Source organism: Pseudomonadota bacterium (assembly GCA_010028905.1).
Classification (GTDB): Bacteria; Vulcanimicrobiota; Xenobia; order RGZZ01; family RGZZ01; genus RGZZ01.
Map to the genome: position 1 here is coordinate 1 of RGZZ01000416.1, position 4,462 is coordinate 4,462.

3 protein-coding genes are annotated in these 4,462 nt (G+C 68.0%); 2 read left to right on the forward strand and 1 reads right to left on the reverse strand.

The window, feature by feature from the left end; all coding sequences use genetic code 11:
• Together EB084_20220 and EB084_20225 are read left to right on the forward strand one after the other, a co-directional pair.
• Positions 1-338 (forward strand): hypothetical protein (locus EB084_20220; protein NDD30592.1); only part of this gene is annotated, 338 nt, incomplete at its 5' end.
• Positions 339-355: 17 nt separating this feature from the next.
• Positions 356-3,622: a DNA polymerase III subunit alpha gene (locus EB084_20225; GenBank protein NDD30593.1), complete on the forward strand. Its 3,267-nt coding sequence runs from the start codon at positions 356-358 to the stop codon at positions 3,620-3,622.
• Positions 3,623-3,637: 15 nt separating this feature from the next.
• On the opposite strand, the gene EB084_20230 is transcribed toward EB084_20225, so the two are convergent.
• Complete coding sequence (locus EB084_20230; GenBank protein ID NDD30594.1) at positions 3,638-4,237, reverse strand: DUF4126 domain-containing protein; 600 nt, start codon at positions 4,235-4,237, stop codon at positions 3,638-3,640.
• Between the last annotated feature and the right edge of the window lie 225 nt (positions 4,238-4,462).

Sequence of the window (4,462 nt, forward strand, 5' to 3'; positions counted from 1 at the left end):
CGCACAGAGCGACCCGAGCCCTCGTCCACGAGGCGCAGACGCGCATGAAGCTCTACATGGAACCCATCGAGGTCACGATCTCAAACGGCCTCCCCACAGCGCTGCGCTGGCGCAACCGACACTATCGCGTGCACAGCGTGCTCGAGCAGTGGACGTACCGCGGCCGCTGGTGGACAGACCCCCCTGCCCTCGAGGGCGATCGACGCACCTACTACCGCGTTCTGTGCGACAAGGCGCAGCTCGAGATCTTCCGTCGCGGCGGTTCTCCTCAAAAAGAAGAACCTCGCCCTTCCCGAGCGGCGTCTCCCCCCTGGACGCTCAGCCGCGCCCTCGACTGAAGGCTGGAGCCACTCCCATGGTGCATCTGCACGTGCGCAGCTGGTTCTCGTTCCTGGCCGGCGCTTCATCTCCAGAAGATCTCGTGCGTGCTGCGGCGGCTCACGGGCAGCGTGCCGTAGCCATCACCGATCTGCACGGCGTGTACGGCGCAGTTCGATTCGCCCGCGCGGCGAGCGCGCAGGGCCTGAAACCCATCTTCGGAGCGACGCTGCTGATCGCGCACCCCTCTGGCGAGGCCTCGAGCGCGCCGTCTCCCTCGGCGCAGGAAGCGTCCACCGCACACCACCACGCCTGTCCGCCCGAGGGGTGCGGTGTCCGCGCCCCCCTGGTGCTGCTGGCGTGCAGCCCGCAAGGCTACGCGCATCTGTGCACCCTCGCGAGTGCCGCGCACGCAAACGACCGACACGCCCCTCATCTGCATCTGTCGCAGCTGGCCACGCACGACACCGAAGACATCATCTGTCTCACCGGGGGGCGGGAGGGCTGGCTCTCCGCCCTCATCGGAAGCGGGCGGAGAAGCGAGGCCGAGCAGTGGCTGCGCAGGCTCGCCCGGCACTTCCCCGGACGGCTGTATGTCGAGCTGACCCACCACCTGCGTCCCGGCGACAGCGCGCTCGTCACCCGACTGACCGCCCTGGCCGCCGCGCACCGCCTTCCGGTGGTCATCACCAATGCGGTGCGCTACGCCACGCCCGATCACTTCCCCCGCCACGACGCCCTCACCTGTGTGCGGCTCGGCATCACGGTGGGCGATCGGCACCTCGAGCGTCCGGTGAACGACGAGGCCTGCATCAAGGACGAACGCGCGCTCCGCCGGCTCATCGACATCGCCGAGGCATTCACGAACACCGAGCGCATCGCCGAGCGCTGCACGATGAACCTGCTGCCCGGCGAGATCACCCCGCCCGGCGCGCTGCTTCCCCCCGGCACAAGCCCCGCCGCCCATCTGCAGGCGCTGTGCGACAGCGGCGTTCACCGCAGGTACAGCGCATCAGCGCAGGCCGCCGCGCGCGCCCAGCTCGCCCACGAGATGGCGGTGGTGCGCGACCTCGACCTGTGCGAGTTCTTCCTGGTGGTGCACGAGGTGGTTGCATTCGCGCGCGCGCAGGGCATCCGCCACGCCGGCCGCGGCTCGGCGGCCAATTCCATCATCGCCTACTGCCTGGGCATCACCAATGTCGATCCCCTCCGGCATCACCTGCTGTTCGAGCGCTTCCTGCATCGCGGGCGCAAGGGCATGCCCGACATCGATGTCGACTTCGACTCCGAGCGCAGAGGCGAGGTCATCACCTGGATGGAGAATCGGTTCGGCGCCGAGCACGCCGCCATGACGGCGGCCGTCATCACCTACCGGGCCCGCAGCGCCATGCGCGAGATGATGAAGGTGCTCGGCTATGATCTCGACACCATCAGCCGGGTCACCCGGCGCTTCAACAACCACGATTCGCTGACCACCCTCGATGAGCGACGCGTCGAGATCGCCGCGATCACCCCTCCCTCTCCCCTGCTCGACACGCTGTTCACGCTGGTGGCGGGGCTGCGCCACTGCCCACGCCACATCGGCCTGCACAACGGCGGCATGGTGCTCTCGCGCACCCCCCTCTCCCACCACAGCCCCGTGCAGCGCTCCGCGAGCGGCGTGCGGCAGCTGCAGTTCGACAAGGACGATGTTGAATCGCTCGGCCTCATCAAGTTCGATGTGCTCGGCCTTCGCTCGCTCTCGGTGGTGTCAGAGGCGCTGAACCTGCACTGCCTCGATGGCGGCGCCCCCATCGACATCGACGGGCTGCCCCTCGATGACGCCTCCACCTTCGAGCTCATCCGCAGCGGCAAGACCATGAGCGTGTTCCAGATCGAGAGCCCAGGACAGTGGAACCTGCTGGCACGGGTGCAGCCCCAGCACTTCGACGATCTGGTGGCCGAGGTGGCGCTGTTCCGCCCCGGCCCCCTACAAGGCGGCATGGTGAACCCCTACGTCGAGCGCCGCGCCGGCCGCCAGCCCGTGACCTGCCTGCATCCATCGCTCGAGCCCATCCTGCGCGACACCTTTGGCATCATCCTGTATCAAGAGCAGGTGCTCGAGGTGTCACACCAGTTCGCGGGCATGTCGCTCGATGAGGCCGACACCTTCCGCAGCCTCATGAGCAAGTGGCGCGATCCGGGAGACATGCAGGCCATGCGTGAGCGCTTCGTGGGCGGCGCGATGCGACACCACGGGGTCGACGAGGCGCTGGCCAGCACCGTGTTCGACCAGGTGGCGGCATTCGTGGGCTACGGCTTCTGTCGCTCGCATGCAGCCGCATTCGCCCAGATCGTCTACCAGACCGCCTGGCTCAAGGCCCACCATGGCGCGGCCTTCATGGGGGCGGTTCTGCAGCATCATCCTGGCTTCTACCCGCTGAGCACCGTCCTCGAGGAGGTGAAGCACATGGGCATCGCCATCCTGCCGGTCGATGTGTGGCGCTCGCACGCGCGATATCGCGTCGAGCGCGGCGCCATTCGTCTCCCGCTCACCCAGGTGAGCGGCTTGAGCGAACCGCTGGCCGAGCGCATCGTGCAGGCACGAGATCGATGCCGCACCCTCGAGGCGCTGCGACGGGCCGTCGAGCTGACCCCCGAGACGTGGGATTCCCTGGCCCGCGCAGGCGCGTTCGACGCCGCGGGCCCCAGCGGTGCCCGCGACGACGAAGGGAGCGGAAGACGCCACAGCCTGTGGCACCTCGGGCTGCTGCGCAGCGTCGAGACGCGAGAGGGGAATCGCTCGAGCGCCCACGTCGAGCAGCTCGAGCTGTTCGAACGCGCCGAGAGCGACGCGCTGTTTCCCGCGCTCGACGCCCTGGGAGAGGCCGGCGCCGTGCGTTGGGATCTCGAGACGCTTCAGATGAGCGGGGGTCGTCACCCTGTTGCGCTGCATCGCGGCACCTTGCGGCGACGTGGGGTCGTGCCCATCGAAGCGATCCCCGGGATGGCCGCGCGGGCGAGCCGAGGGAGACGGCCTGCCACGGCTCGGGTGGCCGGGGTGGTGGTAACGTTCCAGCGCCCGCCCACGGCCAAGGGCATGACCTTCATCGTGCTTGAAGACGAAACCGGACGGCTCCCCGTAGCGGTTGCACCCTCCCGTTTCGAGACCCTGCGCCTGACCCTGCGAAGCGCGGCCCTCGTCGTGGAAGGGGCGGTGCAGACCGCGGGCACCACCTATCACAGCCTGCTCGTTCGCGAGGCGCATGCGTTCGATGACTATGTGAACCCGCAAGAAAGAGGTCCGAAGGGTGGGCGCACGTGAGCGCGTCGCTCGCGCTCAAGCCGGTGGGCGAGGGGCAGACGAAGACGCGGCACGCAGATGACGCAAGGCCCAGGCCCCCATCGCCACAACGAAAAGCACCATCACGAACGCGAGGATCGGCACCATCACGCTCATCACGGCGCCAGCCCCGCACGCCAGATCTTCCGCCATCGAGAGCACGGGGTTGCCCAGCCCGAACGTTCCCACGCTCGAGACCAGGCGCACAGAGGCCTTCTTCAGATGAAAGAGCGCTGCCGTGCCCCCCCCGCTGAGCAACCCGAGCACCACGGCGTGAAGCGGTTTCAGCTCGCTGTTCACCGATACGAAGACCGCGGTGGCGGCCAACGGCTTCACAAAGGTGCCCAGCGCGTCGAGCGCGTGATCGACGGCGGGAATCTTGTCTCCCGCCATCTCCACCACGGTGGCGACGGCGAAGATCAGCAGGGACGCGTCTGACGCCAGGAAGCGGAAATCGGGGGAGAGGGTGAGATGGCCCGCGCGCGCCACCCCTCCCACGATGAGAAGCGGCAGGAAGGCCCGCAGCCCGGTGCAGGCGGCCAGACTGAGCCCCATCATCACGTGCAGCGCCAGTGTCAGCGGATCTTGCATCGGCATCGCTCCAGGCTACTCGCTCGGTGGAAGGGGTCCCTGCCAGGTCAGGCGCCCCTCCCCCAGCCACGTTCAGCAACCGGAACCACCGGACCGCCGCGTGAAAAGAGCGCCCCATCACCGTCCGGCATGTTCACAAGTTCGCAAGGACAGGCTAGTCCTTTCGTGCTACGCTATCAAAAGCACCTGGAAGAGGACTACTTCTGAGCGCGTGAACGTGCGAACTACGGG